Origin of the sequence: Arthrobacter sp. 18067 (assembly GCF_902706295.1) — a bacterium.
Taxonomy (GTDB): Bacteria; Actinomycetota; Actinomycetes; order Actinomycetales; family Micrococcaceae; genus Arthrobacter.
The window spans coordinates 104,828-117,189 of sequence record NZ_CACSJJ010000005.1 but is presented as its reverse complement, the minus strand read 5'-3'; the positions used below and the strand labels follow the sequence as shown (position 1 = coordinate 117,189).

Annotated in this window: 12 protein-coding genes; 9 read left to right on the top strand and 3 right to left on the bottom strand. The window is 60.0% G+C overall.

The window, feature by feature from the left end:
• Positions 1 to 206: 206 nt before the first annotated feature.
• Positions 207 to 428 carry a DUF1016 N-terminal domain-containing protein gene (locus GVL04_RS24635; protein WP_235036205.1) on the bottom strand — a complete coding sequence of 74 codons (222 nt, stop codon included), beginning with the start codon at positions 426 to 428 and terminating at the stop codon, positions 207 to 209.
• Between the two features lie 552 nt (positions 429 to 980).
• The gene (gene mftR, locus GVL04_RS06850) at positions 981 to 1,571 is read right to left on the bottom strand and encodes a mycofactocin system transcriptional regulator (RefSeq protein ID WP_159701567.1); all 591 of its coding nucleotides are present in this window, start codon (positions 1,569 to 1,571) and stop codon (positions 981 to 983) included.
• A gap of 118 nt (positions 1,572 to 1,689) precedes the next feature.
• Here mftR and mftA point away from each other — a divergent pair, with 118 nt between their 5' ends.
• From mftA to mftG, 7 genes are all read left to right on the top strand, one after another.
• Positions 1,690 to 1,800 (top strand): mycofactocin precursor MftA, encoded by a 111-nt coding sequence (gene mftA, locus GVL04_RS06845; protein WP_235036204.1) that lies wholly within the window; start codon positions 1,690 to 1,692, stop codon positions 1,798 to 1,800.
• Positions 1,801 to 1,816: 16 nt separating this feature from the next.
• The gene (gene mftB, locus GVL04_RS06840; RefSeq protein ID WP_200846770.1) at positions 1,817 to 2,113 is read left to right on the top strand and encodes a mycofactocin biosynthesis chaperone MftB; all 297 of its coding nucleotides are present in this window, start codon (positions 1,817 to 1,819) and stop codon (positions 2,111 to 2,113) included.
• A complete protein-coding gene (gene mftC, locus GVL04_RS06835; RefSeq protein ID WP_159701564.1) occupies positions 2,110 to 3,342 on the top strand; it encodes a mycofactocin radical SAM maturase in 1,233 nt (410 codons plus the stop codon). The genes mftB and mftC overlap by 4 nt, the downstream gene beginning before the upstream one ends.
• Positions 3,343 to 3,369: 27 nt before the next feature.
• Positions 3,370 to 4,572, top strand: a complete 1,203-nt coding sequence (gene mftD / locus GVL04_RS06830; RefSeq protein WP_159701545.1) for a pre-mycofactocin synthase MftD — start codon at positions 3,370 to 3,372, stop codon at positions 4,570 to 4,572.
• On the top strand, positions 4,569 to 5,312 hold the full coding sequence (mftE, locus tag GVL04_RS06825) for a mycofactocin biosynthesis peptidyl-dipeptidase MftE (RefSeq protein ID WP_235036203.1): 744 nt from the start codon (positions 4,569 to 4,571) through the stop codon (positions 5,310 to 5,312). The genes mftD and mftE overlap by 4 nt, the downstream gene beginning before the upstream one ends.
• Before the next feature lie 209 nt (positions 5,313 to 5,521).
• Positions 5,522 to 6,934: a mycofactocin biosynthesis glycosyltransferase MftF gene (gene mftF, locus GVL04_RS06820; RefSeq protein ID WP_159701542.1), complete on the top strand. Its 1,413-nt coding sequence runs from the start codon at positions 5,522 to 5,524 to the stop codon at positions 6,932 to 6,934.
• 78 nt (positions 6,935 to 7,012) lie between these two features.
• A complete protein-coding gene (mftG, locus tag GVL04_RS06815) occupies positions 7,013 to 8,668 on the top strand; it encodes a mycofactocin system GMC family oxidoreductase MftG (protein WP_200846769.1) in 1,656 nt (551 codons plus the stop codon).
• A 259-nt stretch (positions 8,669 to 8,927) separates the two neighbouring features.
• On the opposite strand, the gene GVL04_RS24940 is transcribed toward mftG, so the two are convergent.
• Entirely contained in the window at positions 8,928 to 9,521 is a 594-nt protein-coding gene (locus GVL04_RS24940) for an ATP-binding protein (RefSeq protein ID WP_159701860.1), read from the bottom strand.
• Between the two features lie 191 nt (positions 9,522 to 9,712).
• Here GVL04_RS24940 and GVL04_RS06805 point away from each other — a divergent pair, with 191 nt between their 5' ends.
• Both GVL04_RS06805 and GVL04_RS06800 read left to right on the top strand, forming a co-directional pair.
• The gene (locus GVL04_RS06805) at positions 9,713 to 11,644 is read left to right on the top strand and encodes an MFS transporter (RefSeq protein WP_235036202.1); all 1,932 of its coding nucleotides are present in this window, start codon (positions 9,713 to 9,715) and stop codon (positions 11,642 to 11,644) included.
• Positions 11,641 to 12,210 (top strand): TetR/AcrR family transcriptional regulator, encoded by a 570-nt coding sequence (locus GVL04_RS06800; protein ID WP_159701536.1) that lies wholly within the window; start codon positions 11,641 to 11,643, stop codon positions 12,208 to 12,210. The genes GVL04_RS06805 and GVL04_RS06800 overlap by 4 nt, the downstream gene beginning before the upstream one ends.
• The last annotated feature ends 152 nt before the right edge of the window (positions 12,211 to 12,362 follow it).

Below are 12,362 nucleotides of genomic sequence, written 5' to 3'. Positions count from 1 at the left end.
AATCAAAGGCGATTACCAACACACAATATTTGTCCTTGGGCGCCGGGGTCTCTGGATGATCCGTCCTGCCATTGGCCAGAATGTACAAAGTCCCGTTGTTCAAAAGCGCTCGTCGATCGGTGCGACATCCGCTGAGTCATGGCCTCCTCCATGGCCAGTTCTTCGACCTCATTGGTCAGGCCGAGGAAGTCGAAAACCAACGGATCCTAGACCACACTCCGGGCCAGCGCCGCTCCATCCTCGGAGAGGCGTTCTTCGAGATTGTTCGGAGCAGCCCCGACTCTGCGGTGTAGGCCGGTCGTGATCTGGTGCTCAAGGACTTCCAGCCGCCATTTGTGCTCGACAGCCCGTTCTGCGTACCAGTCACGGATCACGGGATCCTTCAGCTTGAGCAGCTCGATGATGTGACCCCAGGGCAGCCCTTTCACCGCGGTTGAGCACGGATGGATCCGACAAGTCCCAGACGGCAGCGAATGCTCTCATGTAAAAAGGTTTGAGCGGGAGAACCCGCGCATGTGTGGAAAGGCGGATTTCAGATCGGCTGCAAGCCGCTGCAGATCAGACACCAGCGATGCCTGAGGAAACCAATTGCCCAGTCGATTACAGGGATGTAGGGCAGCTCGAGCGCCGACTGTCCCAGCAGGGCACGTACGGGCCGCCGCGCATAACTCCCCCGACGAGCCCCTTGCGCTCACCCGCCGGGCGGGTGCTCGCGGTATCGCAGGGAGTCTCGGACGCCAGCGATTACCAACCCTTGCGAAGAGGTAGCACCTGGTCGAGGCTCACTGTCGCCGGAGGCACCGATTGTGCACCAATTTCAAAGTCAAACCCGTCTAGGGCTTCTCCCGATAAGCGTGACGAAAGTGGCATCGCCGTTACCAACATAACTAAATCGATGCAGGAGGCCTTTTGTCATGATTACACCTGAGCTCGTTAGGGGCTGGATCGCACAGGAGGATGCTCATCGCTTTGCGTGGGGCCTAGTCAAGATATGACCGCAGCTCGCCCATCGCCAACCGCAAAATGCTGGTCAGGTCACTGTCGGGTTCAGAAAGCCATTGCTCATAGGATGAGACCGCTAACGCCAGGCTCACGTGTCCGGCAAGTCGGGGCACTAGCCCATCCGGCCTCATGTTCAGCCTGGCCGCCACGTAGTCCTCGATTACGGTCCGCCAAGCGGCATACCGGAGGGCGGAGTGCGCTTGGAGTGTTGGCGTATCCAGAATCAGCCTCATTCGGATTCGGTGTTGGGGCAAGGACTGTTCATCGAAATCGTTGAAGGCCACGACACACTGGTGAACGGCCTCCGAAACCGGTACCTCCAGCGGAACGCTTGCCAGCTGCGCGGCAAAGTCGCGCAAGCTTTGGTCGAACTGGCCCCAGGGTATGTCGTTCTTGGAGGGGAAGTAGCGAAAAAGAGTCCGACGTCCTACGCCCAAGGACTCGGCTATTTGCTCCATTGTCGTGTCGTCAAAGCCTTGTTCCTCAAACAACCTGAAGGCAGCACGCTCAATCGAGCCATGATCCGTAACGGCCCGACGGCCCGGGGAGCGATTCGTGGTTGTGGTCATTGTAAGAACAATTTAGCAGTCTTCGCACCTGCCCCTATCTTTTTGGCGCTGAGTGCCATTATTCTGATTCTTACCTCTCCGCACCTCTGTGGAGATCCGTCGGTACAGGAGAAAAACTGTGGAATATGTGAACCCGAACCATGAGAAAACTACGTCTGAGGACGCCGACTTGGTCATCGAAGACTTGGTCGAAGACGTGTCCATCGATGGAATGTGCGGCGTCTACTAGACGGCGGGTAGACCCCATGACAACGACCGTCATTGACACCATGCTCGATGAAGAGTGGGGATTGTCGCCGGCCGTCGCGCTGCGGCCAGAGCCGTTCGGTGCGATGGCTTACCATTTCGGCAACCGAAAACTGACATTCCTCAAGAAACCCGAACTCGTCAGCGTTGTGCGTTCACTGAATCAATGCACGACCGTCCGGGCAGCGCTGATGCAAGCTGGGATTCCCGAAGCCCAGTGGCACGCGTACATCGCCGCGTTGCATAGTCTCGCCGCAACCGACATGATCCGCGCCAGTGAAGGAAACAAGCAATGAGCATAGGTATCACCACCCCACTGGTTCGTCCTACGGGCGGATCCCTGGTGGACCAATTTGAATTCGGACTCGACGCCCCGATCTGCCTGACTTGGGAGCTGACCTACGCATGCAACCTGGCCTGCGTCCACTGCCTGTCCTCTTCCGGCAAGCGCGACCCGCGCGAGCTGACCACGGAGCAGTGCGAAGCCGTAATTGACGAACTTCAGCGCATGCAGGTCTTTTACGTCAACATCGGCGGTGGCGAACCCACCATTCGACCGGACTTCTGGCATCTGCTTCAGTACGCGGTCGACCACCAGGTTGGCGTGAAGTTTTCCACGAACGGCATCCGCATCGACAAGGAGAAGGCTGCATTTCTGGCCTCAACACCCTATGTCGATGTCCAGATCTCCCTCGACGGTGCAACGGCCGACGTCAACGACTACGTCCGAGGACCCGGGTCATACGCCACCGCAATCCGTGCCTTGGAAAACCTCAAAGAAGCAGGCTTCAAGGATGCGAAGATTTCCGTCGTTGTGACCCGGCAAAATGTTGGCCAGCTTGATGAGTTCAAACGCATCGCCGATGAGCATGGTGCCACCTTGCGTCTCACCCGACTCCGCCCCTCCGGCCGCGGGGCCGACGTATGGGACGAGCTACACCCGCTGCCCGAACAGCAGCGCACCATCTACAACTGGCTGATTGCCAACGGAGAAAACGTCCTGACCGGCGACTCTTTCTTCCATCTCGCGCCCTTTGGGGAGAGCCTGCCGGGCCTAAACTTGTGCGGCGCCGGCCGCGTCGTGTGCCTTATCGATCCAGTGGGAGACGTTTACGCCTGCCCATTCGCCATCCACGAAACCTTTCTCGCCGGCAACGTGCTCAGCGAAGGAGGATTCAAGGAGGTCTGGCAGGAATCGGCGCTGTTTACAGAACTCCGTTCCCCACAAACCTCCGGCGCCTGCACCAAATGTTCGTTCTTCGATGCCTGCCGCGGCGGCTGCATGGCCGCAAAATTCTTCACGGGCCTGCCCCTGGACGGACCGGACCCCGAATGTGTCCAGGGCTACGGCGAAGCTGCCCTGGCTGGAGAACGCAGCAGACCGCAACCCAGTCAAGACCACTCGCGCTCTGCGCTCCCAAAGCGTGCGCAGCCTGTCATGGTGCAGATCGGAATGCGGCCGGACATATCGTCTCCCCCCGTTTCGGCCTGCGCCGCCAGTCCGCTCGCCGGCTTCCAGCCGTAGCCCCCAGAACCATTTCGAAAGGCAAACATGTTTAAGAATCCCTGGGCGCAGAACCCTTGGTTCGAATCCGTAGCCGAGGCGCAGCGTCGCGCCAAAAAGAAATTACCTGCCTCCGTTTACGCGGCCTTGGTCGCCGGGTCTGAGCGTGGACTGACACTCGACGACAACACCGGTGCCTTCGGTGAACTCGGCTTTGCACCGCACGTCGTAGGCCACCCTGCCGAGCGGAACTTGGCTACAACAGTGATGGGTCAGCCTATCTCTCTCCCGGTCATCATCTCACCGACTGGCGTACAGGCCGTTCACCCCGATGGTGAAATCGCAGTTGCCCGTGCCGCCGCCGCCCGTGGCACCGCCGTGGGTCTGAGCTCGTTCGCGTCCAAGCCCATAGAAGAGGTAACCGCAGCGAATCCCCAGACGTTCTACCAGATGTATTGGACCGGAACCAAGGACCAAATGGTCAGTCGAATGGACCGAGCCCGTGCCGCCGGGGCCAAAGGCCTGATCGTCACAACAGATTGGTCCTTCTCGATGGGACGCGACTGGGGAAGCCCGGAGATCCCCGAGAAGGTGAACCTCAAAGCCGCAATCAGGCTCGCCCCCGAAGTGGCGCTCAAGCCCCGCTGGTTGGCGTCCTTCGCCCGCGACTTGCCGGACCTGACCGCACCCAATCTCGTCCCTGTGGGCGAGAAAGGGCCCACATTCTTCGGCGCGTACTACGAATGGATGAAAACGCCGCCACCGACCTGGGACGACATTAAATGGATCACCACGGAATGGGGCGGCCCCGTGATGCTGAAGGGCATCTGCCGTGTCGATGACGCCCTGCGGGCCGTCGATGCGGGAGTCACAGCGATCTCCGTCTCCAACCACGGAGGCAACAACCTCGATGGCACCCCGGCACCCATCCGCGTCCTACCTTCCATTGCCACTGCCGTGGGCGAGCACGTAGAGATCGTCCTTGACGGCGGGATCCGCCGCGGCAGTGATGTCGTCAAGGCGCTGGCCCTCGGTGCCCGGGCTGTGATGATCGGGCGTGCCTACTTGTGGGGACTTTCCGCGAACGGACAGGCAGGGGTGGAAAACGTCCTCGACATCATGCGCGGAGGCATCGACTCTGCACTGCTCGGACTTAGCGTCCCTTCGGTGCATGACCTGCGACCGGAGCACCTTGTCATTCCCCCCGGGTTTGTTCGAGAACTGGGCGTTCCTGCGACAGTTCTTTCGTGATACTCGGCCAGCAAGAGCTTGGTGACCTCGCCTGGCCTGATGTTCGTGAGCGACCCACGGTCATCGTCCCAATCGGGTCTACCGAACAACACGGGCCTCACCTGCCGCTGAACACGGACACTGTCGTCGCAACCGCCGTCGCAGAGGCGGTCGCCTCCAGAGTCCCCCACCATGCATTTGTGGCTCCCCCGGTGAGTTACGGCTCCAGTGGGGAGCACCAGTCCTTCGCCGGGACGGCGTCCATTGGGTCTGCTGCGCTGTCGTTTTTTGTAGTCGAGCTTGTCCGGTCCCTATCCACCTGGGCTGGACGAATCATCCTCATCAACGCACACGGTGGAAACATTGCTGCTCTTTCAAAGGCTGTGCCCCAGCTGGTCGCCGAGCAACATAACGTTGCCTGGCTGCCCTGCGTCGCCGAAGGCGGCGATCTTCACGCCGGACGGACGGAGACCTCGCTCATGCTTCACCTCAGGCCAGACACGGTCCGGTTGGAACGAAGCAGGGCAGGCAACATGGGGCTGCTTCCTGACATTCTCCCCCAGTTGAAGGCCGAAGGGATCAGCGCCGTCTCCCCCTCCGGAGTGCTCGGGGATCCCACCGGAGCAAGCGCTGCTGAAGGTCGGCGTTCGCTGGAGCAAATGGCTGAGAACGCTCTGCGCCGCATCTCAGAAGGCGTCACGGACAAGCACGGAATGCTCACAGCCAATATGCAAAAGGCCACGTCGCAGACTCAAATCTAAGAAAGCGACGGATTTCCTGGTCACAGCCCGCGGATCTCGTATAAAAGACGATGAGCACAACAAAAGGAAAGCCCGATGTCTACTGACTGCCTAGCCCAGCCAGTTTCAAAGCAACTCCAATCGCGAAACCTCGTGGACGAATTCGTCGACACACGATTCGATGGCCGATTCGGTTTTTCACAACGATCTCATGCACCCGAGGACTGGGCATGAGCGCCCCTCGACCAGAACTAGCCACGGGATTCGCAGTCAAACTGAACCGGCGAGTCAGGATTGCCGGCGAGGGCCGGGAACTTGTTGGCGGTTCCCCCACACGCGTGCTTTACCTTTCGAAAACAGCCAGCCAGATGATTGTGAACAGAACAGCTGTCGTCACCGACCCCGGCACTGCCTTGCTGGTTGACCGGCTGCTAGAGGCCGGCATGGCCGACCCGGTGCTATCGTCCCTCCCGGACCTCGACATCTCATCAGTATCGGTGGTTATTCCGGTTTTCGGACGCCCCCTTGCCTTGGATAGATTGCTGTCAAGCATCGGAAGCCAGCACAGAGTAATTGTCGTAGATGACTGCTCTCCCGATCCAGAAGCCATCAGTGCCGTGGCCAAGAAGCACGACGTCCAGCTCGTACGCCTGGTCGTCAACGGCGGCGTGTCCCGTGCCCGCAATGAAGGGCTCAAACGTGTAACCACCCAGTATGTTGCCTTTGCAGATTCCGACATTGTCATCGCACCAAACACCATCCCGCTACTCCTTAAGCACTTCAATGACCCAAGGGTTGCCCTGGCCGGTCCCCGCGTACGCGGATTGGACAGCGGCAAAGGAATGAACTGGATTGAGCGATATGAGGAGGCCCGATCGTCGCTCGACCTGGGTCCTTACCCGGCCACGGTCCGCCCGCGTTCTCCGGTTTCCTGGCTTCCAGGCGCTTTTCTTCTCGCCAGAGTCGACGCCCTGGAGGCAGGATTCACACCAGACAACCACGTAGGAGAGGACGTTGACCTTGTATGGCGTCTAGTGGAGCACGGGTGGAGGGTGCGGTTTGAACCTGAGGCGGAAGTGTGGCATGAGCACCGTCAGACTGTCATTGACTGGTTGACACGAAAAGCCTTTTACGGAAGCTCGGCTCACATCCTTTCGCTCCGGCATTCCGAAGCAATTGCGCCAGCGGTTTTCGTGCCATGGTCGGTCGCGGTTGTCGGGGCAATCCTCTGCCAGCGCAGATGGTCGGTTCCAGCAGCGGGGGCAATTTCTGCCTTCGCCGGCTGGCGCATTTCGAGGAAACTCGGCAAAAGTGCGCATCCGATCCGGCTCGGGGCCAGCCTGGCGTTACGCGGAGTATTGGCCGCAGAAACACAAACCACAGCACTCTTTGTTCGCCATTGGTGGCCCTTGGCAGTCATTGGCAGCATCTTCTCCCGCAGGCTGCGGCGAGCCCTCATAGTGTCCGCCATAGCTGATGCAGCATTGGAATACCGCCGCACACGACCTCGGCTCGATCCTTTCCGGTTTGCCGTCGCACGCCGGCTGGACGATCTGGCTTACGGGGCCGGCGTTTGGTTCGGTGCGCTGAAAGGCAGGTCTTTACGTTGTTTGCTTCCGGATGTAAGGAGAAACCCCAACTGAGGTGGCCCGGGCAGTGTCTTCCCAAGAACGGCCAATTTGTCCATCGGGTAGCGCATAGCAGATCAGGCGGGGGGCCGGGTGAGAGAGATACACGGAGATGAAAACCGCGACAGGCATTTTGACGTCCTCGTGGTCGGGGCCGGTGCTGCAGGAGTTCCGCTGGCCGCCCGGCTGAGCGAGGACCCACAACGTTCCGTACTGCTGTTGGAAGCGGGACCGGTCCCTGAGAGCAGGGAGTCGTTCCCTCCTGAGCTACTCAATGCCGGTACGGTGCAAGGGGCCATGCCCGGTCATCCCAACAACTGGTCGTTCATGGGCCATCTGACGCCCGACCGCCCCTATTCCATAGCCCGCGGCCGCATCCTTGGTGGCTCAACGGCAATAAGCGGAACTTACTTCATCCGTGCGAGAAAGCATGACTTCGACAAGTGGTCCTCGGGAGGAAATGACGAGTGGACCTGGCACAAGGTGCTGCCCTTCTACCAAAGACTTGAGAGGGATCTTCAGTTTGGGCACAGAGAAGGGCATGGCGCCCTTGGTCCTATGACGATCTCGCGGCCACCGCAAGATCATCCCGTGATCAGTGCTTTTGCACGTGCCGTCAAAGACTTCGGCTTTCCGATGGAACCGGACAAGAATAGTCAAGATGAGCCGGGTTACGGCCCCATGCCAACTAATAGCGTTAACGGCCAACGGATCAACACCGGCTTCGCCTACATCAATCCGGTACGGGATCGCGACAACCTGACCGTTGAGGGAAATGCCTTGGTGCGTCGGGTGTTATTCGAAGGTACCCGCGCGACTGGCGTCGAAGTTCTTCGCAACGGAGCTCTGACCACGATCAAAGCCCAAGAAATCGTTCTCGCCGCTGGCGCAGTCAAGACGCCACACATCCTGCTTCTTTCCGGGCTGGGACCCAAAGCAGAGCTGGAGGCCTTCGGCATTCCGGTTATCCGCGACTTGCCTGGGGTGGGAAAAAACTTCAGCGACCACCCCAATATAGCCATTAGCTGGAGGTCCAAGATCTCCCTGATCGACTACGACACAACACAATCGATGGCAGGAGTCCTCAACTTCACGGCCAGTGGTTCTCCCTGCACAGGTGACCTTGAAATAATCCCGCTCCTCAAGCCCATGGGCTATATGTTAACGGGGAAGCAGACAAGCGGCATCGGCGGGCCGGATGGCCTAATTCCCAATCGATTGACCGAACAGGTTCGCAACGAAGACGACCTTGCCTTCCTCGTATCCCTGCAGGCTGAAACCTCGCGCGGAAAAATTGCATTGGAATCAGCGGATCCAGATATCCAGCCCCGTATCGACTTCAACTACCTGTCTACGAAAAGCGACATAGAACGGATGCGGGAGGGCATCCGCATTGCTATCCGACTTCTTCAGTCGTCGGCGTTCAGCCAGATATTCGAGAGTCTCACGGAACTGACGGAGGACACACTTCAGCACGATGACCGGTTTGACGCCTGGATACGCGCACACCTCGGAACCGCCATCCACCTTTGCGGAACCGCGAAATTTGGTCTGCCAGATGACCCAGACACTGTGGTCGATCAGTACGGCCGCGTCCACGGAGTAGAGGGTCTCCGCATTGCCGATACTTCAATTTTGCCCACTGCCCCAAGCCGAGGCCCAGCAGCCACCGCCATCCTCATTGGCGAGCGTATCGCTGATTTCATTCGTCGGGAGCACGACACATTCGCGCCATCCTTCAAAGCGTAGGCGCATCCATCCGATCGCTCAGGGGACAAAGCCATGAGAATAGTCAGGTGCAGCGAACTCGGTAATGGGGCTTATCACAAGTCCTCCAGCTGCCCATGACGACTTCGTGGCGGGGCCGATGCAGGCGGTCCAGCGGTCCCCAAGGCTAGACGCGGAGTTCGGCGCCAACCCGGAAGCGAACGTGGCCTTGCGCAACAGATCTCGACAGAACACCGCCATGCTTCCTAGCTGCTCCATCGTCGGTGATTCACCTAAGGCGCTAACTCTCTGTTTGGCATTGGGAGTCTTCTCTAATTTCCTCAAGCGTAGGAAGCGTAGGCCAACGGTTGGAAGCCCATTCGGACCAGGTGCTCCAACCAGGGGGAGGGTCAAAGCGAATCGTGCCGTCAAGCTCAGTTTCCTGAGGAATCTGGAAATAGTGGCGAAAGCCAGCGAGTCGCTCAGCCGAGAGGGGGAATGATTCTTGCGGAGATTCGAGGAAACGCCGAGTCACCCGTCCGAGTTGCGTCTTCTCGTCTATGGGGAGGTACAGGATTGATGACTCCGCACCTAGACGTTCGGATAGCCAAACCAACGCAGATCTTTCATCGCGCGCCCAGAGACCAAGGTCCAGCACCACACTGACCTCCCTTTGGAGGGCCTTTAGCGCAATCCAAATGAGTCGAGCTTCGACTATGTTCCGCTGGCGCTCGGAATCACTGTGGCCGAACAGGGGAAGCATCCATTCATCCGCGGTTAGGCGGAGGGCGTGACGGGTCTTCTCCAACTTCCGAGCCTCAGTTGTCTTGCCAGAAGCAGGAAGGCCTACCAGCAGGTAGAGAACAGGCCGGGAACTCACGGTGTCATCATGCATGTCATGGTTCAGCTTCACAAGAATGAATCTACTTCGCCGGCGATCCGGCTGATGACGTCAGCAATACTCTCGCTGCGCTTGCCAGGACGGGTGAACAGTGGTTCACTCATTAGGAGAGTAAACACGCGTTCACCATCTGCTGAGCGCCCCACCCCTGCGGAAAGTTCGGCGCTATGACGCAAGAAAGCACCGTGCCCCAATCGCCAAGGGCCATCACTGCGGTCCTCGCAATTTCCGGCACCGTTGTTGCCCTGATGCAAACCCTTGTCGTGCCGCTGCTGCCGGACTTTCCCGAGATCCTCAACGTCACCGCCGAGGACGCATCGTGGCTCGTCACGGCAACACTGCTCTCAAGCGCGGTGGCCACCCCGATCGTTTCCCGCAGTGCGGACATGTATGGCAAACGAAAGATGATGGTGGTGTGCCTGGCCATCATGGTGGTGGGTTCCATCCTTGCGGCAGTCGGCGGGAGCTTCCTTTGGCTGATCTTCGGACGGGCCCTGCAGGGCTTCGCCTCGGCCTTGATTCCTGTGGGAATCAGCATCATGCGCGATGAACTACCCAAGGAGAAAATGGGATCGGCAGTGGCGCTAATGAGTGCCACGCTGGGGATTGGCAGCGCCATGGGGCTGCCGCTGGCCGGGATTCTGTACGAAAGCCTGGGCTGGGAATCGATCTTCTGGGTGTCCGCCGGTGCTGGCTCCCTGCTGCTCGCTGCCGTGCTGATGGTGGTTCCCGAGTCCAAGGTGCGGACCCCGGGCCGCTTCGACTACCTCGGAGCCGTGGTGCTCTCAGCGGCCTTGGCTGCACTGCTCCTGGCCATCTCCAAAGGAGGTGCATGGGGCTGGGGCTCGGAGCCGGTGCTGCTGTTGTTCCTTGCCGCCGCTCTGCTCTTGGCGGCCTGGGTGCCCTATGAGCTCAAAGCCGGCCAACCGATGGTGGACCTCCGAACATCCGCCCGACGGCCGGTGCTGCTGACGAACCTCGCCTCACTGCTGATCGGCTTTGCCATGTTCGCCAACATGCTCCTGACCACCCAACAGCTCCAACTGCCCACCTCCACCGGCTACGGATTCCAGCTGAACGTCATCACGGCCGGCCTGTGCATGGTCCCGTCGGGACTGGCCATGGTGGTGTTTGCCCCGGTTTCTGGCGGCATCATCAAACGTTTTGGCGGGAAGCCTGCCCTCATTGCCGGGGCAGCGGTCATGATTGCGGGATACGTGGGGCGGGTTTTCTTCTGGGACTCCATCGCTTGGGTCATCATCGGTTCCACCGTCATCGGTATTGGGACGGCCATCGCGTACGCGGCCATGCCCACCCTCATTATGGGAGCCGTGCCCATCACCGAGACTGCTTCCGCGAATGGGCTCAACAGTTTGGTCCGTTCGATCGGCACCTCGACGTCGAGTGCCGCAGTCGCAGCCATCCTCACTTCGGTGACAATCACCATTGGAACAGTCCGCCTCCCGTCATTCGAATCCTTTAAGGACGTGTTTTGGATGGCGGCCCTGGCATCGGCAGCATCCATGGGCGCAGCAATGTTCATTCCCCGCACCGTCGCGGCGAAGCCCGCGATCCTGGCCGAGGTCACACGCGAACTTGTGCTGCAGGGCCGCGTCCTGACCGCGAATCAGCTCCCCCTGGCACCCGCCGTCGTCACCGTCCTGCAGACCTCGGGCGAGCCGGTCGACTGGAGCCGGGTGGACAGCGACGGAAACTACTCTGTCGCTCTGCCGGGCTCCGGTAAATATCTGGTGGTGGCCAATGCAGCTGGTTGGGCACCCTTGGCCGAGGTGTTTGACTTCGACGGCCGCACGCTGCGGCAAGACTTCCACTTGAACAAGCAGTTGGAACTCGCTGGCGTGGCCACTCTCGACGGCAGCCCCATAGAGGGCGCTGTGGTGACGCTGCTGCAGGGCTCCGGGGAACATCTGGCGACAACGAAGACTGACCCCGCTGGCAGATATTCGCTGCCGCTGCCCCTCCACGGCCGATACATAGTGACCATGCTTCATCCCTTGACCCATCAAGCCATGGCGCGGAAGTTGGCCGTGAGCAACCGCTCGATGAGCACCGACCTCGCGCTAGACAGCACGGCCGGACAACTGGTGGAAGCATGAGCGCCGCCAGACAGGTGGGCGGTTCCAGCCGGGACGCCATTCTGGATTCCGCAGGAAGGCTGTTCGGCGAACGAGGCTATCGTGCAGTGACCGTCCGGGACATAGCTTCCGACGCCCGCGTATCCGCAGCGCTCGTGATGAAGCTGTACGGCTCTAAGGCACAGCTGTTCGCGGCAGCCCAGCCTGACGAATCGCTGCTGAACGAACCGGATATGCCGGTATCAGACCTTGGCGGTGCGCTCGTTTTACGCATTCTGATGCGGCGGGAACGCGGGCTCCAGGAGCCTTGGGCGATGTTACCGTTCACCATCCAGGACTCCCCCACGCCGGAAGCTGTCCGTTTGGAGACCCGCGAGCGGTACCTGACAAGTATCGCTGGGCTGATGAGGGACACGACGCCGGAGCGGCGCTACGCCTCCACGGTAGTAGCGCTCATGTTGGGTTTCGGTGAAGCGGTTCGCACGCTGGGCTTGTTCGACAGTTGGGACGTCGACGCACTTGCGGCGCACTACGGGGCAATCGTTCAGGCCGAGATCGACGCGTGCCGGGCGGCCGACCACAGCTAACCCCCAGCGCTCCCTCAAATCCACCGCCGAAAGGCATCGACCGTCGGCTCTTCGGGCAAGCTGGCCATCGGACATGAATACGACCGACAATCCTTGAAACAACTGGCGACCAGCTCAGAAACCCCCAGCTCATATCGTCGGGCGACAGGACG

Coding starts and splice junctions, on each gene's coding strand:
- mftR (WP_159701567.1), bottom strand. CDS start 1,571: ATGACCACAACCACGAATCGCTCCCCGGGCCGTCGGGCCGTTACGGAT.
- mftB (WP_200846770.1), top strand. CDS start 1,817: ATGACAACGACCGTCATTGACACCATGCTCGATGAAGAGTGGGGATTG.
- mftC (WP_159701564.1), top strand. CDS start 2,110: ATGAGCATAGGTATCACCACCCCACTGGTTCGTCCTACGGGCGGATCC.
- mftD (WP_159701545.1), top strand. CDS start 3,370: ATGTTTAAGAATCCCTGGGCGCAGAACCCTTGGTTCGAATCCGTAGCC.
- mftF (WP_159701542.1), top strand. CDS start 5,522: ATGAGCGCCCCTCGACCAGAACTAGCCACGGGATTCGCAGTCAAACTG.
- GVL04_RS24940 (WP_159701860.1), bottom strand. CDS start 9,521: ATGCATGATGACACCGTGAGTTCCCGGCCTGTTCTCTACCTGCTGGTA.
- GVL04_RS06800 (WP_159701536.1), top strand. CDS start 11,641: ATGAGCGCCGCCAGACAGGTGGGCGGTTCCAGCCGGGACGCCATTCTG.